At 28.4% G+C, this 24383-nt stretch carries 20 protein-coding genes and 1 pseudogene; 15 read left to right on the forward strand and 6 right to left on the reverse strand.

The window, feature by feature from the left end; genetic code table 11:
- Window positions 1-5 precede the first annotated feature (5 nt).
- Both BUB83_RS10400 and BUB83_RS10405 read left to right on the forward strand, forming a co-directional pair.
- On the forward strand, window positions 6-1421 hold the full coding sequence (locus BUB83_RS10400) for a L,D-transpeptidase family protein (RefSeq protein ID WP_242950662.1): 1416 nt from the start codon (window positions 6-8) through the stop codon (window positions 1419-1421).
- 366 nt (window positions 1422-1787) lie between these two features.
- Window positions 1788-3479, forward strand: coding sequence for a methyl-accepting chemotaxis protein (locus tag BUB83_RS10405; RefSeq protein WP_073338402.1), 1692 nt, complete (start codon window positions 1788-1790; stop codon window positions 3477-3479).
- 95 nt (window positions 3480-3574) lie between these two features.
- Here the strand turns inward: BUB83_RS10405 and BUB83_RS10410 are convergent, their stop codons facing one another.
- Complete coding sequence (locus BUB83_RS10410) at window positions 3575-5707, reverse strand: sensor domain-containing protein (RefSeq protein ID WP_341465348.1); 2133 nt, start codon at window positions 5705-5707, stop codon at window positions 3575-3577.
- 419 nt (window positions 5708-6126) lie between these two features.
- Here BUB83_RS10410 and BUB83_RS10415 point away from each other — a divergent pair, with 419 nt between their 5' ends.
- Window positions 6127-6351 (forward strand): carbohydrate-binding domain-containing protein, encoded by a 225-nt coding sequence (locus BUB83_RS10415; protein ID WP_073338404.1) that lies wholly within the window; start codon window positions 6127-6129, stop codon window positions 6349-6351.
- On the opposite strand, the gene BUB83_RS10420 is transcribed toward BUB83_RS10415, so the two are convergent.
- Together BUB83_RS10420 and BUB83_RS10425 are read right to left on the reverse strand one after the other, a co-directional pair.
- Entirely contained in the window at window positions 6348-7037 is a 690-nt protein-coding gene (locus BUB83_RS10420; RefSeq protein ID WP_073338405.1) for a DUF4956 domain-containing protein, read from the reverse strand. The two genes, BUB83_RS10415 and BUB83_RS10420, sit on opposite strands and share 4 nt — an antisense overlap.
- Complete coding sequence (locus BUB83_RS10425; protein ID WP_073338406.1) at window positions 6989-7765, reverse strand: polyphosphate polymerase domain-containing protein; 777 nt, start codon at window positions 7763-7765, stop codon at window positions 6989-6991. The genes BUB83_RS10420 and BUB83_RS10425 overlap by 49 nt, the downstream gene beginning before the upstream one ends.
- A 214-nt stretch (window positions 7766-7979) precedes the next feature.
- On the opposite strand from BUB83_RS10425, the gene BUB83_RS10430 reads away from it, so the two are divergent.
- The 6 genes from BUB83_RS10430 (at window position 7980) to BUB83_RS10450 (ending at window position 12940) form a co-directional block, all read left to right on the forward strand.
- Entirely contained in the window at window positions 7980-8657 is a 678-nt protein-coding gene (locus tag BUB83_RS10430; protein ID WP_073338407.1) for a response regulator transcription factor, read from the forward strand.
- Window positions 8657-9943, forward strand: coding sequence for a sensor histidine kinase (locus tag BUB83_RS10435; protein WP_073338408.1), 1287 nt, complete (start codon window positions 8657-8659; stop codon window positions 9941-9943). Before BUB83_RS10430 ends, BUB83_RS10435 begins: the two co-directional genes overlap by 1 nt.
- 138 nt (window positions 9944-10081) lie before the next feature.
- Window positions 10082-11188, forward strand: coding sequence for a hypothetical protein (locus BUB83_RS10440; RefSeq protein WP_073338409.1), 1107 nt, complete (start codon window positions 10082-10084; stop codon window positions 11186-11188).
- A 329-nt stretch (window positions 11189-11517) separates the two neighbouring features.
- Window positions 11518-12081 carry a hypothetical protein gene (locus tag BUB83_RS10445; RefSeq protein ID WP_073338410.1) on the forward strand — a complete coding sequence of 188 codons (564 nt, stop codon included), beginning with the start codon at window positions 11518-11520 and terminating at the stop codon, window positions 12079-12081.
- A gap of 66 nt (window positions 12082-12147) precedes the next feature.
- Window positions 12148-12312 (forward strand): hypothetical protein, encoded by a 165-nt coding sequence (locus tag BUB83_RS21930; protein WP_159434073.1) that lies wholly within the window; start codon window positions 12148-12150, stop codon window positions 12310-12312.
- Window positions 12313-12382: 70 nt separating this feature from the next.
- Window positions 12383-12940, forward strand: coding sequence for a hypothetical protein (locus BUB83_RS10450; protein WP_073338411.1), 558 nt, complete (start codon window positions 12383-12385; stop codon window positions 12938-12940).
- A 60-nt stretch (window positions 12941-13000) separates the two neighbouring features.
- Here the strand turns inward: BUB83_RS10450 and BUB83_RS10455 are convergent, their stop codons facing one another.
- From BUB83_RS10455 to BUB83_RS10465, 3 genes are all read right to left on the reverse strand, one after another.
- Window positions 13001-13372 (reverse strand): hypothetical protein, encoded by a 372-nt coding sequence (locus tag BUB83_RS10455; RefSeq protein WP_073338412.1) that lies wholly within the window; start codon window positions 13370-13372, stop codon window positions 13001-13003.
- 808 nt (window positions 13373-14180) lie between these two features.
- Window positions 14181-17039, reverse strand: a complete 2859-nt coding sequence (locus tag BUB83_RS10460; RefSeq protein ID WP_073338413.1) for a hypothetical protein — start codon at window positions 17037-17039, stop codon at window positions 14181-14183.
- A gap of 482 nt (window positions 17040-17521) precedes the next feature.
- On the reverse strand, window positions 17522-18991 hold the full coding sequence (locus BUB83_RS10465; RefSeq protein ID WP_073338414.1) for a right-handed parallel beta-helix repeat-containing protein: 1470 nt from the start codon (window positions 18989-18991) through the stop codon (window positions 17522-17524).
- Window positions 18992-19094: 103 nt separating this feature from the next.
- On the opposite strand from BUB83_RS10465, the gene BUB83_RS10470 reads away from it, so the two are divergent.
- From BUB83_RS10470 to BUB83_RS10495, 6 genes and pseudogenes are all read left to right on the forward strand, one after another.
- Window positions 19095-19808, forward strand: a complete 714-nt coding sequence (locus BUB83_RS10470) for an AzlC family ABC transporter permease (protein ID WP_073338415.1) — start codon at window positions 19095-19097, stop codon at window positions 19806-19808.
- Window positions 19801-20103 carry an AzlD domain-containing protein gene (locus BUB83_RS10475; protein WP_073338416.1) on the forward strand — a complete coding sequence of 101 codons (303 nt, stop codon included), beginning with the start codon at window positions 19801-19803 and terminating at the stop codon, window positions 20101-20103. The genes BUB83_RS10470 and BUB83_RS10475 overlap by 8 nt, the downstream gene beginning before the upstream one ends.
- 9 nt (window positions 20104-20112) lie before the next feature.
- Window positions 20113-20922 carry a TrmB family transcriptional regulator gene (locus BUB83_RS10480; protein WP_073338417.1) on the forward strand — a complete coding sequence of 270 codons (810 nt, stop codon included), beginning with the start codon at window positions 20113-20115 and terminating at the stop codon, window positions 20920-20922.
- Window positions 20923-20990: 68 nt separating this feature from the next.
- The gene (locus tag BUB83_RS10485; RefSeq protein WP_423231143.1) at window positions 20991-21902 is read left to right on the forward strand and encodes a DMT family transporter; all 912 of its coding nucleotides are present in this window, start codon (window positions 20991-20993) and stop codon (window positions 21900-21902) included.
- A 560-nt stretch (window positions 21903-22462) separates the two neighbouring features.
- Window positions 22463-22642, forward strand: a pseudogene (locus BUB83_RS10490) (zinc-ribbon domain-containing protein); the annotation flags it as partial.
- A 274-nt stretch (window positions 22643-22916) separates the two neighbouring features.
- Window positions 22917-24287 (forward strand): MATE family efflux transporter, encoded by a 1371-nt coding sequence (locus tag BUB83_RS10495; protein WP_073338419.1) that lies wholly within the window; start codon window positions 22917-22919, stop codon window positions 24285-24287.
- The last annotated feature ends 96 nt before the right edge of the window (window positions 24288-24383 follow it).

Raw genomic sequence — 24383 nt, forward strand, 5'->3', positions numbered from 1 at the left:
AAGGGGTGGAGATTACGGAAAATAAAATAGTAAACTCAATTAAAGAGATAATAAAAGATCATAAGAAAATTTTTACAGGGATTTTAATTTCTATTTGTGTGATACTCGGTATATATTTTGGACTGGCAATATATTTTATAAACCATTTTTATTTCGGGACTACAATAAATTGTATAAATGTTTCAGGTAAAAGTGTCAGTACAGTAAATAAAATAATGGACGCAGAACTTGGCAAGTATGAATTAAATTTAAAAGAACGTGGTGGTAAAAATGAACAAATTAAAGCTGCTGAAATTGACTTGAGATATGATTCGGGTGAAGGCTTTGAAGATTCTAAAGAAAAACAGAATCATTTTAAATGGGTTTTGGGAATTTTTAATAAAGAAAATACTGAGTTGGTAGAGAAAGTTAAATTTAATAATAAACTATTAAATGATACAGTGGATAAACTAGCTTGTTTTGATAGCAATAAAGTGATTGAGCCTAAAAACCCTAGTTTCAAATATACTAATAAGGGCTATATGATTGTTAGTGAAATAAATGGGAATAAGGTGGATAAATATATTTTAAATAAGTATTTGATAGATGCAATACTCAATAAGAAAACTTCTATAGATTTAGAATCAATCAAGTGTTATGTAAAACCTGAATATACTTCAAGTTCTCAAAAGGTGATAGATACTAAAAACTTGATTAATAAATATGTTTCATCAAAAATTACTTATACTTTTGGAAATAATGAAGAGATTTTAGATGGGGCAATAATAAATAAATGGATTATAGTTGATGAAAATATGAAAGTGAATTTAGATGAAAAGAAAATTCAAGAATATACAGAAACTATTGCAGGAAAGTATAATACGGTTGGTGCAACAAGAAATTTTGTTACATCATCAGGAAATGAAATAAAAATATCGGGAGGCGATTATGGATGGACTATTGATAAAGTTAAAGAAGCACAAGCTTTAATTGAATCAATAAAAGTAGGGGAAGTTATAACTAAAGAGCCTATCTATACTCAGACAGCATTATGTCGAGACACCAATGATATTGGTAGCACATATGTAGAAATAAATCTTGCCAGTCAGTATTTATGGTTTTATAAAAATGGTTCTTTAATATCAGAAGGTCCTGTTGTAACAGGGAGTGTGAGTTCTAAACATACTACGCCACAAGGTATTTATATATTAAAATATAAACAAAAAAACGTTGTATTAAAAGGTGCAGATTATGCAGCACCGGTTACCTTTTGGATGCCTTTTAATGGAGGAATTGGAATTCATGATGCCAGTTGGAGAAGTTCTTTTGGTGGAACAATATATAAAACAAGTGGTTCCCATGGGTGTATAAATTCGCCATACTATTTAGCTAAGGAACTGTTTAATAATATAGAGTCTGGTATTCCAGTTATTTGTTATTAATAATCTAAAAATAATTTGTAAATTTAAGCCCACAATTTTTTACTGTGGGCTTAAAAGTTTTTTATATGGGACGGCAGTAGGTAAAATTCCTATTATCTAAATATTAAAGTGAAAAGTAGTATGATTATTTTAATATAAACCAAATTTATATTAAAAAATTATTGAGAATACATGGAAAACGCATTGTAATACTTGGATAAGTTTCTAATCTGGTATATAATTATATAAAGAATTTATTTTCAATAACAAGTGTGTATCTTTGAATAAGCTATATAGAAAGAATAAATTTATGGTAACGTTGTCACAAATTATTGTAATTTTAAACAAGAATTAGAATGATTAGCAAAAGAATACGGAGGGATATACATGAAACATTTTAGAAACCTAAAGATCAAAACAAAATTGATAAGTAGTTATTTATTAATTGCTTTTATGGGAACCATTATTGGAGGAGTAGGCCTTTTAGCTATAACAAATACTAATAAAAAAATGGATGAAATTACAAAAGTAAGCTTTCCAGCAACAACAGCTTTATTAGCAATAGCAGAAGCTCAAGCATCTATGAATTCTGTAGAAAAAGCTTTGTTATCAGATAAAGTTACTGGATATATAAGGGATAACCAATATACCAATTTTGATTTAAAACTTAAGGAAGCAGAGGAGTCATTGGATATTTACGGAGAATTACCGAAAACCAAAAATGAAGAATACGAGTGGGATAAGTTTCTTGTTGCTTGGGAGGAGTGGAGAGAAGACGTAGATAAAATAATTGCATTAGCAAAAGAATATGATCAGCTTTCTATAGCAGATTTTGAAGCAAGAAAAAGTAAACTAGAGCTAATGGCTAGAATATCGTCAGACACAAACATGTTGTCATATATAAAAGTGTCATCATCATTAAAAAGATTAATTGTTATGAATAATGTGACTGTTGCTAATACGAATTTAGAAGTAAATTCAACTTCTAGGCTTTCTATAATTATTTTGATTGTTACTATTATTGTGGGATTTTCACTATCTATTGTTTTAGCTTTTTTTATAGCTAGAGTTATTAATAAACCAATAAAAAAAGTATTAAAAGCTGCAGATAAAATAGCTCAAGGAGAGCTTGATGTACATTTAGATGTAAATTCAAAAGATGAAATTGGAGAAATGGCAAAAACATTTCAACTGATGGTAAATAATTTAAATGAAACAATGACAGACATCAATTTCGTATCTGAACAAGTAGCAGATAAAGCCAATCAGTTATCTAATTCTAGTTCGTTTTTAGCACAAGGGGCTACGGAACAAGCAAGCTCAATTGAACAATTAACTACTTCTATTGAAGAAATATCTGCACAGATTAAAAATAATGCTTTAAATACTTCTAAAGCAAAGAACATAACTAATAAAGTTCAGGATAACGTAAGTAAAGGAAATATTGAAATGCAAAAATTGCTAGTAGCCATTGATGAAATAACTATTTCCTCTAATAATATTTCTAAAATTATTAAGGTTATAGATGGAATTGCATTTCAAACTAATATTTTAGCTTTAAATGCAGCAGTAGAAGCTGCTAGGGCAGGGCAACATGGTAAAGGGTTTGCAGTTGTTGCGGAGGAAGTTAGAAATTTGGCAGTGAGGTCATCTAATGCGGCGAAAGAAACAGCTAGTTTAATTGAAAATTCATTGAATAATGTAAAATATGGAATAAAAACAGCCAATATTACAGCTGAAGCCTTGAATGAAATTGTAGATGGAAGTAAAGAGGTAGATAAATTGATTGGGGGAATAGCAATAGCATCTAATGAGCAATCTATTGCCATTAACCAAGTTAATCAAGGAATAATGCAAATTACAAATGTTGTTCAAGCTATTTCAGCTACTGCTGAAGAAACGGCTGCTTCAAGTGAAGAACTTTCCAGTCAATCTGTTACATTAAAAGAAAAAGTAAGTACGTTTAAATTAAAGAGCATTACTGAAAGTTTATCTAACTTTGATATAGAAAATGAAAGCACTTTAGAAGAACAAGAAATCTTAAGCGAAGAAAAACTATTGATAGAGTGTGAAGAATAAATTTTTAATATAATTACAATATAGTTAAATAAAATAAACCACTGATTCCAAAATAGGATTAAGTGGTTTGTTTGTTATAAAAAATTATGGATAAGCTATTTTTGAGCCATGAGCAGATTTTGTATTTTAGCTAAAGGCATGGGTTTATAAAAATAATAGCCTTGAATTTCAGCACATCCTAATATATTTAAGAATTCTAATTGTTCTTTAGTTTCAACGCCTTCTGCAATGATATTGAAATTTAGTTTTTTGATTAATTTAACTATTGCAGATATGATTTCTTCATCATTTTCGTTGATTCCAATCTGAGATACAAATTCTCTTGCAATTTTAACTTTATCTAAAGGTAAATCTCTTAAATATTTAAGTGAAGAATAATCTGTTCCAAAATCATCCATAGATAAGCGGATTCCTAACTTTTTTATTTCAAATAAAGTAGATATTATGTAATTTAAATTTTTTATAAGAACACTTTCAGTTATCTCTAATTCAATATTATTTGCACTTACTCCTGTTTCACGGACAATGGTATCTACTGTATGGATAAATGAAGTATTATTCAATTGAACAACAGAAATATTTATAGCCATAGTTATATTATAGCCTAAGTCATGCCATTTTTTACTTTGTGTACAGGCTGTTCTTAAAATATAATCCCCTATTTTCTGGATTAAGCCAGTTTTTTCAGCTATTGGTATAAATTTAACAGCACTAACAAAACCATATTTTTTGTGATTCCATCTAGCTAAAGCTTCCACACCTACAATACGATTGGTACATTGATTAATTTGGGGTTGATAATATACTTCAATTTCATTTAATTCTAAGGCTTGATACAAGTTATTTGTGAGGTCTATTTCTTCTAAAACTTGATTTTTAATGTAATCATCACAAAATTTATATATACTTTTACCTTCATCCTTAGCTTTATATAGTGCAATATCAGCATTTTTCATAAGAGTCTCAATATCATCACCATCATCAGGATATATAGCGACCCCTACACTAGTGGTAAGGTACAATTTTTCTTTATTTAAGTAAAAAGGTGGGTCAAAACATTTTCTTATTAATTCAACATTTTCTTTAAAGGAATATTTGATATTTGAAATATCAAATAAAACTAAAAATTCATCTCCGCCAGTTCTAGCAAGCATTTTTAAGTTCATTAATTCAGATTTCATTCTAATGGAAATTTCCTTAAGAATATTATCTCCACTAGTATGACCAAAAGTATCATTGATATTTTTGAAGGAATCAATATCCAAAATAGCTAGAGCAAAATACTGTGTATGATTTGATTCCTGTATTGTTTTTTCAAGTGTTTTATTAAATAATCTTCTATTAGGAAGATTTGTTAATTCATCATGTTCATATAAATACTTTATATCAGCTTCTATTTTAACTCTGTTTACTATTTCAACAGTTAATTCTTGATTAATGGTATTTAGTTCACGAGTTCTATTTAGCACTCTAGTTTCTAATTGAGAGTTCATATTTAATAGTTCATTTTGCATTTTCTTTATTTTCGAAAGTTCTTGGAATATAACAACAGTACTTAATTTTTCTTTGAAATCATCCAATAAAATGGTTGAAGATAAAAGAATAGGGGTTTTTTCACCTTTATTTGAGGTAATAACAGTTTCATAGCTACTAAAATTATTTGAAGTGAATATTTGTAGGTCTTCAGGGAAAATAAGATTAATATTTTCACCTTTTATCTCATTTAGTGAATAACCAAGTAAATTTTCAGCACCTTTATTAATATCTTCAATTTTATTTTCATTATTTAGAACGATTAAGCCCTCATTCATTAAATTGATTACTTCTAAAGCAATATGTTTAGGATTTAAATTCATCAATCTATATTTATTAATTGTATATGACATAGCAGTAATTGGAATTAAAAGTATTATTACACTATAAGGGTCTATAGAAGTAGTTGATGATTTTATTAAGAAATTATCTGCTATAATACTGCAAAAGGTTGCAACAATCATTGAAATTAGAATTATTGTTGATTGAACTTTTTCTCTTTTTACTTTACTGCTTATTCTCCAAAGAAAAAGTAAAGCAAACATAAATGCAATATTATAGATAAAATAAATATAATAATAAGTATTATAAAGAAAACCTCTGCCAGTGTTCATCATAAAAAATTTACCTATAGCAGCATTTGCAAAATCTTCTCTAGGGATAGGTAAGAAACAATATAAATATATGCCCAACATTGAAGGCAAGCAAAATAGAATTTTTCTCCATATGCCAGATATTAGTGCTTCATTTTTAGTTAAAATGAATGTGAAATATAGTAAATAACCGATGGATATAATATTAAAAAAGGCAATAAAGAGAGCTAATAAAGGACTAATATTATTACTATTATTACTAGAGGTACTCAGAATATGCAAAGCTTCTAATAATGACCATGAAGAAAGGTTTATATATACTATAAAAAAAGTTTTATTAATTTTTTGGGAATCTTTTTTATAAATGATAAAACCATTATAAAGATAGAAATAACTAATTATTAAATATAGTATAATTAACAGCAACATTAAAATCCTCCACAAACAACTATTTTATATAGTATAATTTATTAAATTATATCATAATATAGCTTAATATTGAAAAAAATTGTAATAAATTCTTGTTTATTTTAATAAGTGGGGAGGCAGCAATTTTAACTAACGATACATTAGTTATTCAAGGCGAAGGTATATTAATGGTTATCGGAAACAACAATGAAGGTATTTCAAGTGATGATGATATTATAATTAACAGTGGAATAATTAAAATTACAGCTAAAGACGAAAGAATCACTTTAAAATTCAAAGTGATTCTTTTAATATATGTTTTAGTTAAAACTAATTAGCACCCATAAGAAGATTGATCCGGAGTTAAGGATAAGGAAATATCTAAGTTACTATTCCTACTTCTAAGTTCATCAATAAAGGCTTTTGTACTTATTGAATCTAATAATTGAATATCATAAGTTAATTGATATAAGCTTCCTAAAGCAGTTGTTTTAACCTGTTTTAAATTATATTGAACAGCATAGTCTTTAAAGATGTCATCAAATGCTTGTTCATAATCTAAGTTTTCAGGTACTGTAACACGTAATTGTTTTGTTACAGATTTTTTTGTTCCAAAGTCAGCTTTATTTAAAAGAAACATAACGGAACACAGAATAATTGCAAATAGAATAGCGTAAGAGTAGACTCCAATACCGGTTGCAAGGCCAGCGGCCAAAGCAAATAATACAAAAGCAATATCTTTAGGTTCACCAGGGGCACTTCTAAAACGGATAATAGAAAAAGCTCCTGCTAAGCTGAAAGCTCTTGCTACATCACTTCCTATTAAAAGGATGATGATAGCAATAACTGCCGGTAGTAAAACTATTGTAAGGGCAAAATTTTGAGAATAAGCTTTATTTGCATAAGTCTTCATATAAGTAAAGCTGATTATTATTCCAACGGAAATTGCAACTAAGATCATTATAATTACGTTAATTAAAGATATTGAGGTACCAGTTGATGTGCTAAGTATTGATTCGAACATATTGTATATTCTCCTTTAAAATTAGTATTTGTAGTTAACTGTTTTATATATTCCTTGCCATATTTAGAAAAACTTATAGGGAAAATTTCTAGCTCTGATAAAAGTTTTGTAAGCCATAAAGGATAAGCATTGTTTACTTTTATTTCCATTAGCCATTGACCTTTATCTAAAAGAAGATCACCATGATCGCCAAGCTCCAAGGCTAAATCATAACGTCTTGTTCTAATGTTTGTATCGAAAGTTATTCTTAAATCATCATTAAAGAATGCTTTACGGTCATAAGCAATATAAACCTTTGGAGTGAGATCATAGTTTTTAAGAAAAAAATCTATTTCTTTCATCACTTGGCCATTATGATAAGGTTGTTCATTTGGAATATTCCCAGTAGAAACAAAATCGTAAGCATCTTTAATACTCATACTAGTTCTACGTTTGTTAACAAACCCCTTATATTTTTTCTTGATTTCAAGAAAAGCTTTGGTATCTATTGAAGGAACACCGTAAGACCGAAGTCTTAATTTTTCTTTATAAACAGGTTTAGATAAGGATTTTTTTATAAGTTCATCGGAAAAAGTATCATAATAAAGATTGCATATAGTATAGAAACCATTGTCTTTATTAAATGCATCTTCTTTCATATAATCATTAAGCCATTCTATTAATAATTCATATTTTTTTTCATCAATCAAAAATTTTTTTTCATACCTATTAAAAACTTCAATTCCCATAGTATATCTCCTTTCATTTGCAATAACATCTTGTAACCATGATATAAGTATAAATTCTATACCTTAAATTAACCTTAAAGATTTAACTTAATTTTAACTTTTCATTAGAATTTTTTATGCAAACAAGAAAGTTTATTTAAGTTTCGTTAAAGCTTACTATGATATAATATATTTAATATGGATAAAAAAAATTTGCAAAAAAAGGTGTGATATTATGAGAATACTTGTGGTAGAAGATGAGATACCTTTAGCAGAGGCTGTTTCACATATATTAAAGAAACAAAATTATTCTGTGGATATGGTACATGATGGGGAATCAGGGTTAGATTCTGCATTAAGCAGAATTTATGATTTGATTATATTAGATATTATGTTGCCTAAAATGAATGGATTAACTGTATTGAAACATATTAGAAGAGAAAATATTTTAACGCCTGTTTTACTTTTAACTGCAAAAGGTGAGATTGAGGATAGAGTGGTTGGGTTAGATAGCGGGGCTGATGACTACCTTCCAAAACCTTTTGCTACAGAAGAACTTTTAGCGCGAATCCGTGCTTTATCAAGAAGAAAAGGGGAAGTTATTGCAACGGATGAACTTAAATTTGGCGATATTGTTTTAAACCACGATGCTTTATTGCTTACTAATAAAGATAAAGAAATTAAATTAACTTTAAGAGAAGCTGATTTGTTAGAATTTTTGATACTAAGAAATGGATTAATTGCTTCTAAGGAGCTTATCATTGAAAAGTTATGGGGATTTGATTCAGAAGCAGAGCATAATAATGTAGAAGTATATATTTCATTTTTGAGAAAAAAGTTAACATATCTTAAATTTTATACCACTATTACAACTACTAGGGGCGTAGGATATGCCTTGGAGGTGAAGGTGTAGTGTTTAAAAAGCTAAGAGTGAGATTGCTTTTTATGAATTTAAGCATAATTACAATTTTGATGCTTACTTCTTTTTCAAGTATTTATGGGATCACATATAATAATATCCAAAATACTATTAATCAAGATTTATATAGAATTGCTGATGCAAAGAAAGAGTTTAAGTCAATGGAACCTAAAAATTCTATTGAAGGGCCTAAAGAGAATATTTCACAAGAATTTAATTTCAACGAGAAAGATCCAGAAGAAAGATTGCCAGATAGGTTAGTTTCATTTATTGTAGAAACTGATTTAGAGGGTAATGTTATAGAAACGGTAGCTTCTTTTGATTTAGAAGAGGATTTTTACCAAGAAGCTTTAGAAATAATTGATTCAAAGAATAGAAAAACAGGAAACTTTACTTTAGATGACAATGAATGGGCCTATTTAGTTAAAGAACATGAAGGTAACTATATTTATGCTTTTTTAGATATGACGGCTCAACAAAAAGTTTTAGATAGATTATTATATACCTTTATTTTCGTTTCTGCAGCAATGATATTTCTTATATTTTTAATCAGTAACTTTTTAACCAATCGTTCAATTAAGCCAATAAAAGAAGCTTTTGATAAACAAAAACAATTTATATCGGATGCTTCCCATGAGTTAAAAACACCATTAGCAGTTATAAGCACAAATGTTGATGTGCTTTTATCAAATCAAAGCTCAAAGGATAGCCAAGATTGGAAGTGGCTATCATATATAAAATCGGAAGTAGAGAGAATGGGTTATTTAACAAAAGATCTTTTGTATTTAACACAAATGGAAGGTGTAGAGAGGCAACAGTTACTTAAACATTCTTTTGATTTTAGCGAAAGAGTAGAACAACAACTGCTAGGTATGGAAGTTCTAGCTTTTGAAAAAAATATTGAAATGGATTATGAAGTTGAAGCTGATATTATAATAGAAGGGAATGCAGAACAATTAATACAAGTAGTTATGATTCTACTTGATAACGCGTTGAAGTATACTCCAGAAAAAGGAAAAATAAACTTATTTTTAAAATGCATTAATCATCAAGTAACCCTTTCTATAAAAAACACTGGTGAAGGAATACAACCAGGAGATATAAATAAAATATTCGATAGATTTTATCGTGTTGATAAAGCAAGATCAAGAATAGCAGGAAGTCATGGATTAGGGCTTTCAATTGCTAAAGCTATTGTTGAACAACATGATGGCAAGATTTTATGTGAAAGTATACCTGGTGAAATGACTATGTTTAGAGTGAAATTAAAGGCATATTAGCGAACAAAATTCAAATATAATGAAGAAGGCCCCACTTGGTAGGAAATAAGTGGGTATTTTTGTGTCAAATTATATATAACATAACATATAATAAAATAAGGAACTATGATTTAAAATTGCATATAAAGGAGATACGGAATGACTTTAGCAGTTAAAGACGATAATTACTTGAAGTATTTTCCTATGGAGAGGGCATCAAATTTATATTATGTGGTTTATATAGATAATAAAAAACTCCCATATACTATTAATAAAAATAAAGATAAAGTTATTAAAGGTAACCTTTTATTAAAAGGTTTTTTAGAGTCTCCAAAGAAAGAAATTAATTTAAGAAATTTCATTATAGAAGAAACTTTAATTATAGATATAGGTTTAGGTCATCTTAATTTAGAAAACGTACAAGCTAGAAATATAATTATAAAGTCAGCAGGATTTAGAAGTGTTAATTTTATGGGAAATTGTATAGTTGAAAATTTAATTATAAATAATATAAATCCTGTAAAAGTGAGTATATCAGATTACGATAATGTTATTATAGAAAATGTTATCATTGCCCCAACTACCAGTGTTTTAGATAAAGCTACTATACTTCTATCAGGAGAGTTTAAAGATACAAAATTCATGGTTAAAAGTTCCGTAAATTTAATTGCTCAGAATGATTTAAAGATAGCGGAGCCAATAATAATAGACACTGGAAATAATGATAAAATTCTACTGTCAGGGAATTTCAATGATGTAGAAGGATTTATTGTGGTAAATAATTGTGAGGTTTCAGGAGATAAAAATAATCCACCCACTGATTTAAATATTGGAGTGGATATAAAAAAGATAGACAGTGAAGTTACTTTTAAAGGTAATCTAGAAGGAAGTAATATAGCATTTAATTCAGCTACCAATGTAAATTGTGCTGGTAAATTAGGGGGTATTTTAGTAAATAAATCAGCATCAAATATTAATATGAGTATTGATATAGAGGCAACAATTTCAGAAATATATAATTATTCTACAATAAAATTCACAGGATTTAATGAAGTTGTAGAAGAAATAATTGACAACACTCATAATATTGGTGAAGGAAAAACAATATTATCAGCTATACAAAGGATGGTTCAATTTACTTCTGGTAAGGGTTCGATAGTTATAAATATTGTTGAAAAAGGCGATTATAAAGTAAAATTATCAATTCAAGAAGGAGAAAACAATGCTAATCTAAAAAACGTATTAGACATTAAAGTAGAGGAGTAACGCTAGGGCTATCTTTATAGCCTTAGTTCTTTTAAAAATACAAAAATTAGGTGTTTATACAGTGTAATTATAGAGATATAAAGCAGTTAGGGGTAATTTTAAGATAAAGTGTCATAAGTTGTAACAAAATAAAGAGTTACGCGTATATTATAAGTAGCGGTATATAAATCATAACATATTATTTATCCGTACTAGATGGAAAAAGTCAAGGGAAGGAAAGGGTGATATATATGAGAAGTTTATATAACTACAAAGTGAATTTCACTAAGATCGCAACTGGAAAATACGGATAATTATTTTCCAGTAATATATCTTAGGAGAGATGAAAAATGGCTAATACTTTTACTTTAACAATGACAAGTATTGCTTTAGACGCAATATCTATAGAATTAGGAAGCACAGCATCAACCACATTAATTGATAGTATGATAAAAATAAGAAAATTTAATGGTAGTACTTTTGATGATTATACTGATTTTACTGTTTCTGGTGCTTCAGATACAGTTGCAACAATAAATCCAAACACAGATTTTTCACAGACAGATATGATTTTAATTCAAATTCAAGATGGAACAGATTATTCAGATAGAGTTTTAGTGGATTTTGCGCAAGATTACGATGAAACTAATCATGATGCAGATTATAAGTATGAACTTCCAGCACAAACTGGTTCTTATAAAATACAATTAGATACAGTAAATGGAACAGATTTTAGTACTGTTGAATCAGCAGCTTTTGCAGTTGGTAATGCACCAACTGGTGCAACAGTATCAATAGCAAAAGATTATTTAGTTAAGTACACTGGACAAGTTCTTGATGTAATTGTTACTTTAACGGGTACTGATATTCCAGCAGGTAATTATGAAGTATCTATTGATGCAGATTTACAATAGAATATTTAAATATAATTAATGAATTTATGATAAAAACAGTTATTGTAAGTGATGGAGGTGTCATCTATGGGAACGCCTGCACCAGAATTTTCTTCGGTTACTGTAAAGAAAAATTATTTAGTTAAATATAATGGGCAAATAATTTTAGTTGTTGTAGTTTTGAATAATGAGCAAGGGGATGCCCAATTAGAGAATCAAGTATCTTTTACTGGGGAACTACAAGAATTATAAAAGAATTTAATTATAAAATAAGACCAGAAGATTATTCTTCTGGTTTTTCTAAAAATGAAGGAGCAAATAAATGGATGAAAGAATACTGAAAATAGATAAGATTCAACTAGAATATATTGAAATTTCACTTTCACCTAGTATTCTGGATTTAAGTAAAGAAAATATAATTTTAATTTTAAATGATAAAAATCTTTATAATTATAATATAAGGGATATAAGTGGTGGTAGTGGGCAAAAGTATAAAATAATTCCTGTAAGTAAATTTAATAGATATGACAGTATGTCAATTCAAATAAGATATGAAGATACCTTAAGTAATACAGTAAAAAGTTATGTATGCAAGTATATAAAAAATAATACAGATATGACTATTCGAATTATGCAAAATGTAAGTGGTTTGTACAAAATAACTTTAACTGATATAAATGAGCTTTCTTATGATGTGGAATCTAAAACCTTTATAGTATCTTTACCATTAAATATTGAGAATTGTTCAGCAACTTTGCAGGGTGGTGAAATATATCATGTTGGTGAAAATATTGTAATTGATGTTGTATTAAGAGATACAAAGGGAAATTTAGTGCCCGATGGTAATTATTTAGTGCAAATAAAATGGGATAAATATTAAGGGGATACCCCCTATTATTTAGAGTTTCATCTATATAATAGGGGGTGTACTTTTTAACTTTTAATTAAAAAAATTCTTAAATTTATCTATGAGTTTATGCAAAGTATTTTTTTTATAAACAACTTCAGAAACATCTTTAGAAATTTCAAAATTAACGTTTTGGTTAAGGATATTATCTATATTTTCAATTTCAGAAAAGGTTTCTAAAGGTAAAATATCCACACCAAGTTCGTCGTTAGTAATATTTGATGAACTACTTTCGTAGATTATGATATTTTTAGCATGGATGTTAATTAGATTTATATTACCATAACCGATAGTTATTATTAAATCTCCCCTTATATTTAAGTTTATAAGGTTAATTTCTTCACCATTAGATAAATCACCAGATACTTTAACATTATGAACTATATCTGAAGTAGTTGTTTCCAAACCATAATTTCTGTAGGTATTAGAATCAGTTACTAATAGAATGTACTGTTCTGCATCAAAATTACCACCGTTAAATGGATTATCTGTAGGGTCATTTAAGGGTTCTATAACTATAAAATTATACTGATAGGTAATCCTTTGTAGTCTATACTATCCGGATTTTCCCCCAGTCCACACCGTGCGTGATAGTTTCCCATCACACGGCGTTCCGTGGATAAATATACCCACTAGGCCCCTTCACTTCTATCTGTTTTATCCTCTCAAAGCATTACTGCTTAGATACAAGCGGCAGATTATCATAATTACTATGGGCCTGCTGACTTTTTATATATTTCATAGAAGCTAAACTCTTCTCTATATATAAAATCTCAAACGTTTTACTTTATCTATCCCTTATTTTGATTTCCTTAGGCTCCCACTATACAAAAAATGAAGGATAGGTTTAATAGCCAAAATTATTCCTATCCGAAGTTATTATTTCAAATAAATACTTACAAATTAATCCAACAGTAATTTGAAATTCAATGATTTGCTTCAGTCGTGGGTTCGTTATCTAGCCATAGAAATCTTTTAAAGACTCCCGCATCACTATGGATTACGACTTTACCTAGCTTCATACCCTTAATTAGTTAGAATTAAAAGCATGTAGGAGATTAGAGAATAATTTAATGGCTATTAATTATTAATAAGATTTCGCTTATTTCTTAGATAAAGTAATTAGTATAGCAAAAATCCCTAGTTCGTGTAGGAACTAGGGATTTCTATACCTACCTTTTTCACAAATTTTTATTGCTTATAAGGCAACGTTTCACACGTTGGAAATTGAACCCTCTGGTTTATAATCAACATATAAGAATTTAATATTATCTTTATCCATTAAGGTCCCATTTTCAGGATCCATATATGGGGTATAATTAATAAGATTGATATTTTCTACATCTAAAGGTGCAGCTTCATCAGATGCAAAATCTAAAACTATCTTTCTTTCATCTAATAAGGTTAAGGTTACATTTGAAGTATTAATTGTATCAGCTATTAAAATAGTATTTTCTAGTATAATGGAACCAAACATAGGATTATTCATCACTGTAATTGAGTCCTCAGAAGCTCCTTTAGTGAATACTAAATTTCCAGGGGTTATAGTTAATGGAGATAAACCATCCCAAGGGTCATTTACGGTATCGTCAAAACTACTATGAGGAATTAATGAACCTGGGTTTATAGCAGAAGAAAAATCTATTTGTATTTTATTACTAGCTAGTGTTGTAGCACTAGTAGGTTTATTCCAAATAATTGATTCAGCTAAAAATGTTGTTGCTTCTTTAGGAGTAAATACAGCTATTCTATTATTATTGAAATCCATTGTTCTAATTAAATAATCAGGAACAGCTAGCCTAATATCCAATTTATCTAACATGGTAAATGCTTGAGTCAATCCAATATTTAATTGGAAAACTTGTGAATCAGTTCCTAGAACTACAGCTGCTGATAGTATGGATAAAACACTTGAGTCATTTAGAACACAAATGAAATCATTTTTCTCAAAATGAGCTATTGGTTTATTAAAGGACATTCTTAATAAAGCAGAAGTTGAGTCATTAGAAACTAAACTTATTCCTTCAATATTTGCTCTTAATCCATTGATTGCTGGAGGTAAAGTTTCAGCATCAGGTTTTAATGGTAATCCATAAATATCAATAGTGTAATTTACCTCTGCTTTGGTATAAACCACAACATCTGTACTTCCGCCATTGAAAGTATTAGCAGCAAAAACGAATTTAATTGTTTTATCATCAACCAACTCTAGATATAAAGGAGTAATAATTTCACCATTTAAAGTAATATCAAAATCATTTACATCTACATTATAAAGTTCATTAGTACCGGTATATTTGTATTGTAAAACTTCTGTAGTTAATACAGTTACTGTTCCATTTGATATATCTATTTCTTCAATTGGACCCACTATATCATTAATTTTACATAATGGATAAATATTACCAGAAAGATTTTCTATATATCTTACTTCTTTTAATTTTGGATATCCAATATTAATAGTAGAGTAACCAGTAACTATATCGCCAAGAGGTAATACAGAGGCAGTTTCAGGTAAAGTTAATCTTATCCATCTATTTTCTTTCATTGGAAAGCTAGTTGTTTCATAGGGTAATACATTAGAAGCTATCAAATAATTTGCTGTATTAGTAGTAGAATGTTCACCTACAGCTAGCATGGATTCATCAAATTTTACAACAACAGATCTTTCTCTATAGGTCACACTTTCAACAACAGGTACAGAGGTATCTATAATAGTAAAGCCTACACTTTGTGGTAACATAGGTAATTCATAAATATCTTCAATATCTATTGCAGATAATACATGGGCTCCAGCATCTAATTTGGCTGCAACTTCAAGAGTTGCTGTTCGATTAATTGAATCATATACAATAGGAGAAATAGGATTGACACTGGTTCCTTCAAAAGTGGTTATAGTATAATAACTGGTATTTCTAATTCCGCCTGCTCCATCGGTATCCTTCATATCTTTAGAGAAAGTTACAATTATTTTTGTTTGACTATCTTCAAATTGATCCACATCTATTATGCGAGGTAAAGTTACTACAACAGGAATATTATTAAATGTAGTTGTTGGAGTTAAATAGCCGTTGGCATCAGTAATCCTACCTATAGTAACATCAATTAATCCAATAGGAAGTGGATTTGCATTATTTAAAACAAATTGTAATTGGTTAAATTGATTTCCTACTCTTAAAACTTTACTTACAGGTACAGTAGCACCATTGACGCTAATTACATTAACCTCGTCATGTTTTTTTATTACAGCTTTATCAAAGGTTACAATTAAATTAGTTCTATCTAAAGCTACAACTTGTATAGGATTAGCTGTTATAGCATCAGTGCTGATGTTAAATTCCCTTTTCATAGAAGGGACAATTACATGATCATCAGAAAAATCATGTAGATAATAATGGTAATCGCTACTTTGAGATTTACTATAATTAAAAACTAAGCCATGGTTTCCAATAGGTAATCCCCTGAAATTCATTTGTATTTCTAGAGATTTAAAATCATCAGATTTTCTAACTGTTGAAAGTGAAGTTGAGTCATCAGTACTAGCGCTAAATAAGCCCATCCAATTAGGATTAGCATCTAAAGATACATTTGTATCTAGATTATATAGTAGTAAATAAAAATTTGCTAAGTTGTCATCTGTATTTATATAATCCAAGTGTAAAATTGGAGTGTCAAACTCAATATTTAAAATTCTATTTCCTACAGCGGTTACTGTTCCATTTAATGGTTTTGGTAAATCGTTGGTAACAGAAAAAAATGAACTTATTATTTCAGTATCTTTAGTGATTTTTAAGGTATAATTGACTCCAGTCTGGAATACATAATCTTCATCAGGTAATAAACTGTTATAAGCCACTAATACTTTTTTATCATTAGAAGGGTTGATAGAATCCACAACAGCAATTACGTGTACTTCTTCTAAAGGATTATCTGTTTGAAAAACTTCAAAATCTTCATTACCAGTAAAAGGTTGATTTAAAATTACGGTAATAGTTTTATTATTTATGCTTTCAATAGATGTAATTGCGATTGGTTCATCTGGTACTGTTGCTGCAATGTATGATATATCCATATAATATCCTCCTTGTTTTGATTGTAAAACTAGTTGATCATCTGAGGTGTTTAATAATTTAAAACTGTTATTCAAATTAGTAACACTGATAATCAAATTCATGGTAATATCCTTTTGAGTATTAATGGGAATAGGGAAATCTTTAATGAATTCATTTTCATATACAAATGTAACTTTATCCGCAGTATTTAGGTTGCTTATATAAAGTTTACAGGTTATATAATATTGACCACATTTTAAAAATTTGATTTCCTTATTTTCCTTCAGATAAATAAATAAATTATCATTAGGGGATGAATTTAATAAACTTAAATTTGAATTAGTATTAAAGCCATTAGGTATAAATATTAAAATAATTAATCCCCCTTAATAATTGATACATATCTAATTTAAACTATGAAGGTTATTATCTTTTCTATTCTATAATATGTGGCATACATAAAATAAGTTACTTGCAATAGAGAGGTATATAGGTAATAAAATTATGATTCTTTTGTATCTATGGCTATTTTTACATTGTGGAAAAAATTATTGCTAAAAAAAGTATTTTTTAAATAATAACTAACAATTATACCTAGATTATGATTGCAAAGTGTATTGTTTATAATATAAAGCTCATTAATAAAGGAAGAATCATTTATTTCTATTCCAATCTTCATGTTATTAAGGTAACATTTTTCGATGACGCCAGATCCACTAAAGTAAATACCTTGATTTTGGCACACATCAAATATTTTGCAATTGCTAATGGTGGTATTTTCGGCCTTGGGCCAAATAGAAATTCCACGTCTTAATACGTTTTTTATTAGTATATTTGAAAAGACATTATTTGTGCCATTGAAATACTCATAACGTATTCCATCTCTAAAATTACAGGTGTCCCTTAAAAGTTTATTACCTTTTCCGTCGATAGATAGGTTCATAATTATTACATTACTGCTTAAGATTCTAATACCATATTGAGGGGTATTAGAATTGTTTTTTACTTGAGGAACGATAATTGTTTGGTTCATATCCTCCCCTAGAAGGGATATTTCCTTTTGGATAGTAAAATCCCCAAAGTAAAAGCCTTTCATTAAATAAAGTATATTACCACTGCTGCAATTTAATAAAGTTGTTTTGAGTTCATCAGAATTGTTTACCTTATAAAATTTGGTGTTTATTTCTTCGAACTCTCCTAGACCTTTAATGTAAGCCAAATTATTATTTAAGCATAGTGTTCTTGAAAAATCAGATCCATTGGAAAGTAAAGTAAGTTTAGTATTTTCTAAAATTTTTGTACCAGTAGAAAAATCTATTGCATAATTCTTAATTGATTTAAATAAATTATGTTTTATTTTAAAAATATCTTGTATTGTGCTACCATGTTGTATATTAGATATTCCAATTGATAAATGATCAAAGCGGTTTTTGATAATAGAACCTAAAGTGTTATTAGAATTTAAAACTAAACCTGTTTTAAGAAGGGTAAAAGAGCAAGAAATTAGATTTATTGTACAATTTGAATCTTCTTCTATATATATAGCATCGGATTTGGTATCGTTAAAACCAATAAATTTGCAATTTTTGAAAAGTACATAAGATGAATTGCTTAAAAAAACGTTAGAATCATTATTTTTTATGATGAAAGTAATATGATTTATAAAACAACTAGTTATTATTTCTAAACCTGAAAGAAAGATAACACCTTCTCCACCAAAAATAAATTTGTTTTTATTTTTTACAATTACTTTCTTATCAATTAAATTGTAATGACCTTTTTTAATAAATATAATAATAAATCTATGGCTATTTAGTGCTGATTGAAGTTTTTTTACATCATTAACAATTACTAGAGGGTTTTTCATTGAGGTTTTCTTTAGTTTAAGGGATTTTGTTTTGAAATTTAAATTAGAAATAATCTCTCCACCTTTATAACTAGTATTATATAATTCATATGATAAATAAAGCACATTTAAGACAATCCTATTGACTTCAATCGAAGTAAAAACTATAATATTTAGGATAGTAGTTATTTTAGTAGTCACTATAATTCTTGTTAGTAAAGGGGCATTTATGGAGACAGTAGTTGTAAATAAAAGTAGTTATAAAGAGGGGATAAAAAAGGCAATACCAATAGTTATGGGATATATACCTGTAGCAATTGCATTTGGAGTATTATCAAAAACTATAGGAATATCTATGTTTGAAACTTTTCTTTTTTCAGCTTTTGTGTATGCAGGAGCTAGTCAATTTATGGCATTAAATTTGATAGCTTTAGGAGTAGGAGCAGGGGAAATTATTTTGGCAACTTTTTTAGTTAACTTTAGGCATTTCATTATGAGTGCTTCTCTTGTGACTAAAATTTCAAAAGATTTGAAAAAGCACTTTCCTTTAATTGCATTTTGGAATACAGATGAAGTGTTTTCTGTACTTTCCTTTGAAAAAAAAGAATTAACCAAGGAATTTATATTGGGAGTTCAGTTTAGTGCTTATGCTGCCTGGGTGTTAGGTAGCTTAATAGGCTATGTTCTTGGGGGAATAATGCCTGAAATATTAAGTACTAGCATGGGGGTTTCCCTTTATGCATTATTTGTTGCTATTTTAGTACCGGAAATAAGAAAATCATTAAAAGTTGGAATACTAGCATTATTATCAGGAGTAATCAATGCTTTCCTTGGGTATATAAATTTTTTACCCTCAGGGTGGAATATTATAATAGCAATTTTAGTGGCATCAACTGTGGGCATGCTTATATTTGATGAGAAAGGTGGAAAAAATAATGGATAATATTTTATGGATTGTTTTAGGAATGATGTTGGTAACTTATATTCCAAGGCTTTTTCCCTTTGTTACAATGGCAGAAGATAATTTACCACCTAGAATACGTAAATTTTTAAACTATGTTCCTTATACTGCTTTGGGAGCGTTAATAATTCCAGGAGTTTTTTCTACAACACCAGAAATTCCTTTAGCAGCTATAGGGGGTATCTGTTTTGCAGTTATTTACTCTTGGTTTAAAGGTGGGGTTTTTATACCTGTTATTGGATCAATAGTAATTACATTTATTATTTTATCTATGTAAGGAGATTGTATGAGTATTGATTTTGGAGTTATAGAAGACATGAAGAAACTTGGGTTAAATGAGTATGAATCAAAAGCTTACTTAAAATTATTAGAAGACTATCCCGTCAATGGATATACTTTAAGTAAGAATTCTGGGATACCTAGATCTAGAATTTATGAAGTTCTAAAAAATTTAAAAGACAAGCAACTTGTTTTTGAGCAGGAAGAAGATAAAGGGAGCATTTATTATCCACTGGAACCTAAATTATTAGTAGATAAATTAAAAGATGATTTTAATAATGCTTTAGATAATATCAATAATTTCGCCACTAAAATATATTCAGAAAAGAATGAAGAAAATAAATTAGTTGTTATAAGGGGAAGAAAAGAAATTATCGAATTTATAAACAGGTTAATTAAGGATGCAGAAAAAAGTATTTCTGTTTCTATATGGGAAGAAGAGCTAAGTGAACTTTCTGAAGCTTTAAATAAAGCTATAGCTAAAGGGATAACTTTGAAGGGAATTTATTTTGGAAAAAACAATAGCTACAAACAGTTAGTTCCACATAGAAGGATAGAGACTTATTTAGCTGAAAAAAATGAGAGATATATAACCATTATAATAGATGGAATTCACGTAGTTTCAGGTATGGTAGCTAGGGGCGAAGATAGTACTGTAACGTGGACGAAAGATAAAGGCTTTGTAGACATGAGTGAAGACTATATTTTTCATGATTTGATGATAAATATGTATTCTAATAAGTTAGAGGGAAAAGCAAAAGAACACTTTGAAAATTTCCTAGATAATATTAGAAAGGAATATTTTGATTTTAGTTAAAGAGCTATTACATAAGCTCAAATATTGTGGGGTTAATATAGAAATTAAGAAATAAAGGGGATAGAGTAGTGAAAAAAAATGAATTAACAGGATATGTTATGGCTTTAACAGCTATTTTTATTTGGGGGACAACGTTTATTTCTACAAAAATTATTTTAAAAGATTTAACTCCAGTAGAAATATTATTTTATAGATTCTTAATTGCATATTTTGCTTTAATGATAATTTATCCAAAGTTTCATAAAATAAAAAGTTTGAAAGAAGAATTATTATTTTTAAGTTTGGGGCTAAGTGGGGTAACATTATATTTTCTTGTTGAAAATACGGCACTTCAGTATACATTAGCATCAAATGTAGGATTATTATTATCCACAGCTCCAATATTTACAGCGTTACTTGCTCATTTTTTTACTCACGATGAGAAGTTTAATAAAAATTTTTTGGTTGGTTTTATAGTGGCTATGGTGGGTATTTTCCTAGTTTTATTCAATGGAAAATACATTTTGAAATTAAACCCTATAGGTGACCTACTAGCTTTATCGGCAGCAATCTTCTGGGCATTATACTCAATATTATTAAAGAAAATTTGCAAGGAGTATTCTCATATTTATGTAGTAAGAAAAACATTTTTTTATGGACTAATTACTGTAGTACCTTTAGCATTAATATTAGGAGCTGATTTTAAATCTATTAATGGGATAAGTTTAAATTTGGGTTTGAATATATTATTTTTAGGTTTAGGGGCATCTGCATTGTGTTTTGTGTTTTGGAATAATGCTGTTAGTATTTTAGGTGCCGTAAAATCAAGTAATTTTATATACTTAATACCATTTATAACCATGATTACATCATCTATTATTCTTCATGAAACAGTAAATCTTATCATGATAGTAGGGTGTATATTTATTTTAGTGGGAGTTTATATTTCAGATGATAGAGTAGGAAAACCAAAATTAAAGAGGGTTAATTCAATTGAATAATTGGAAAATATTATTAAATTTTGATTTACTTTTATTTACACTTGGAATATAATTAATATAGGTTTATATTTTGTTTATCCATTGGGCAACAATAGTTTTCCTAAAACTTTGAGAACCCTGAATGAAATCAAGATATAATATCAATAAAAAACTATTAAAAGTTTTAGGAGGAGGTGAACTGTTGCAATAATTCTATAAAGATATAATAAAATCTCATATAAATTAGTGGGTATATTTTAACTTATTTTGAGTTATAATATTAACTAGCTATTGTGAATCCAATATATTGCGAAAGTGATATAGTCATAGGATAGAACCTTGATGGTGTTAGTGTTAATAAAAACTATTTGCGTAAGTAGTTAGCGAAAATCAAGCAAAATAAGTAAATACAAGATATTGCACATAAAAGCAAACTTGTATATGTACCATGCGTTGTATGGGAATTTAAGCCCTAGGAGTGTTACATAAAACGAAAGTAGCTTTATAGCAAAATCGTACACGATGAACAGGGAATTAAACAATACTTATAGATTTTTATAGGTTATTGGCAACGGCCCAAAATGTATAAAGATAAGACTATTCAATGTAAAGATTGTGGTACAGACTTTGTTTTTACAGCTGGAGAGCAAGAATTTTATGCGGAAAAAGGATTTCAAAATGAACCAATAAGATGTAAAGAATGTAGAGATAAAAGAAAAGCAAATAGAAATAACAATGCTGGACCTAAAAAAAGTTTTAGCAGACAAAGATAGTATTGAACAAAGGATAGCAAATAGCTATCCTTTATTTTTTTGATAAATTATTAAGTGTGAAGGAAAATATTTATACATAAATAAAGTGAAAAAAACAGAAAATTATGTTAATAAACCTGTTAATAGTGTGTATAACTTATCCATATCTGTGGATAAGTTTTCGTCTTTAATTATTTTTAGTGTTTTTCTTGTGGAAAATAAACAAATTATAGAATATAATTAAAAAGAATTATACAATTATAAAGTTAGTCAGGAGAAACTTATGGAGAAAAACAGTAGAGCTAAACTTCTAGGAGAAGAAAAGGTTACAAAAGCATTGTTTAAATTGTCAGTGCCTGCAATAGTAGGAATGATGATAAATGCAATATATAATGTGGTGGATACATTTTTTGTAGGAAAATTAAATTCTACAAGTGCAACTGGTGCTGTAGCAGTTGCCTTCCCAATTTTCATGTTAATTGGTGGAGTTGGACTAACCTTTGGAATGGGAGGCGGTTCTTATATTTCAAGGCTTCTTGGAGAAAAAAAGAAACAAACAGCAGACAAAGTAGCTTCAACAACTTTATTTACAAGTCTAGCGGTTGGAATTATATTCACAATTTTAGGTGTAATATTTTTAGAACCATTATTAAAGGCTTTTGGCTCAACAGAAACAATATTAGTATATGCTAAAGATTACACTAGAATTTTAATTTTTGGATCTGTATTTACTGTTATGAATATGACTCAAAATAATATAATTCGTGCTGAAGGTAATCCTTTGTATAGTATGATTGGAATGAGTGTAGGAGCCATTTTAAATATGATATTAGACCCTATATTTATGTTTGTATTTAATATGGGCATAACTGGAGCAGCATTAGCTACTGTTTTTGCTCAAGGAATTTCATTTATATTTTTAAGTAGTTATTTTATAAGAAAAAAAAGTTATGTGGAGATAAGTTTAAATAATATTACTATAACAAAACATATTTACGGAGAGATAATGAAAATAGGTATTCCTACATTTGTAAGACAAACATTATCTAGTGTATCTATAAGCTTAATCAATATAGCGGCAGCTCCATATGGAGATTCAGCAGTGGCTTCTATGGGTATAGTTCTGAGGATAGTTTCATTAGGTATGTTTGTTATATTTGGATATAATCAAGGATTTCAACCTTTAGCTGGATTTAATTACGGAGCAAAAAACTTTGAGCGTTTGCATAAAGCAGTTAGGATTTCTTTGAAATTTACAACAGTATTTTCAACTTGTATAGCCTTAGTATTTATAGTTTTTGCTAATCCAATTATAAATATATTTAGTAGTGATTCTGAAGTTATAGCAATAGGAGTAACAGCATTAAGAGCAATATGCATTTTTTTCCCCACTTTTGGATTTCAAAATGTTTATGCAACTTTGTATGTAGCTTTGGGTAAAGGGTTGGGAGCACTTATATTATCCATGTCTAGACAAGGAATATTTCTTATACCAGCTATATTAATTATGCCCAAGCTATTTAATATTAAAGGGGTTCTGTTTGCTCAAACAGTAGCAGATTTATGTACTATTATAGTAACTATAATTTTAGCCAGTTTAATTACTAGAACACTAATAGAAGAGGAAGAAACTTATAGAAATATAGAAAATTGATAGAAATTTGTGGCTTTTGGGGGCTTAGAAGTAAAAAGATTTTCATAAATGTACACAAAATAGATTTTAGTTTATAATAATCCTTAAGATTATTTT

This window comes from Clostridium grantii DSM 8605, assembly GCF_900129965.1.
GTDB lineage: Bacteria > Bacillota > Clostridia > Clostridiales > Clostridiaceae > Clostridium_AF > Clostridium_AF grantii.

Coding starts and splice junctions, on each gene's coding strand:
- BUB83_RS10445 (WP_073338410.1), top strand. CDS start 11,518: ATGGCTAATACTTTTACTTTAACAATGACAAGTATTGCTTTAGACGCA.
- BUB83_RS10460 (WP_073338413.1), bottom strand. CDS start 17,039: ATGGATATATCATACATTGCAGCAACAGTACCAGATGAACCAATCGCA.
- BUB83_RS10450 (WP_073338411.1), top strand. CDS start 12,383: ATGGATGAAAGAATACTGAAAATAGATAAGATTCAACTAGAATATATT.
- BUB83_RS10480 (WP_073338417.1), top strand. CDS start 20,113: ATGAGTATTGATTTTGGAGTTATAGAAGACATGAAGAAACTTGGGTTA.
- BUB83_RS21930 (WP_159434073.1), top strand. CDS start 12,148: ATGGGAACGCCTGCACCAGAATTTTCTTCGGTTACTGTAAAGAAAAAT.
- BUB83_RS10405 (WP_073338402.1), top strand. CDS start 1,788: ATGAAACATTTTAGAAACCTAAAGATCAAAACAAAATTGATAAGTAGT.
- BUB83_RS10410 (WP_341465348.1), bottom strand. CDS start 5,707: ATGTTGGGCATATATTTATATTGTTTCTTACCTATCCCTAGAGAAGAT.
- BUB83_RS10440 (WP_073338409.1), top strand. CDS start 10,082: ATGACTTTAGCAGTTAAAGACGATAATTACTTGAAGTATTTTCCTATG.
- BUB83_RS10475 (WP_073338416.1), top strand. CDS start 19,801: ATGGATAATATTTTATGGATTGTTTTAGGAATGATGTTGGTAACTTAT.
- BUB83_RS10420 (WP_073338405.1), bottom strand. CDS start 7,037: ATGTTCGAATCAATACTTAGCACATCAACTGGTACCTCAATATCTTTA.
- BUB83_RS10430 (WP_073338407.1), top strand. CDS start 7,980: ATGAGAATACTTGTGGTAGAAGATGAGATACCTTTAGCAGAGGCTGTT.
- BUB83_RS10425 (WP_073338406.1), bottom strand. CDS start 7,765: ATGGGAATTGAAGTTTTTAATAGGTATGAAAAAAAATTTTTGATTGAT.
- BUB83_RS10470 (WP_073338415.1), top strand. CDS start 19,095: ATGGAGACAGTAGTTGTAAATAAAAGTAGTTATAAAGAGGGGATAAAA.
- BUB83_RS10495 (WP_073338419.1), top strand. CDS start 22,917: ATGGAGAAAAACAGTAGAGCTAAACTTCTAGGAGAAGAAAAGGTTACA.